1 protein-coding gene is annotated in these 363 nt (G+C 55.4%); it reads left to right on the top strand.

The features are described 5' to 3' along the window. A partial coding sequence (locus WG8_RS27805; RefSeq protein WP_007428600.1) for a 3'-5' exonuclease occupies window positions 1-363 on the top strand: 363 nt, incomplete at both ends.

Below are 363 nucleotides of genomic sequence, written 5' to 3'. Positions count from 1 at the left end.
CCGCCGCAGTTCGCTACCCCATCCGGGCCCGAGGAAGAAGCGGCGCATATCGTCACTCATCTGCTCGGACAGGTGGAGGAAGGCCAGCTTCGCTACCGGGATATCGCTATTTTGCACCGGACAGCCAGCGGAAGCCGATCTATTTTTGAACAATTAATTATGCGGGATGTGCCGTTTATTCAGTATGGAGCAGGCGCTGTGTTTTATGACCAAACCCTGATTCGTCCTTTAATGGATCACCTGCGGCTGTCGCTGAACCCCCGGCGGATGGAATCGATTCCCAGCACCCTGGGGCCGCTGTATGTCTCCCGTGAAGCGGGGATGGAATGGATTATGCGCGAGGAAAAGCAGCAGGCTAAAAAA

The sequence above is a fragment of the Paenibacillus sp. Aloe-11 genome (assembly GCF_000245715.1).
In the GTDB taxonomy this organism is placed as follows: Bacteria; Bacillota; Bacilli; order Paenibacillales; family Paenibacillaceae; genus Paenibacillus; species Paenibacillus kribbensis.
This window is presented reverse-complemented; position numbering and strand designations above follow the sequence as displayed.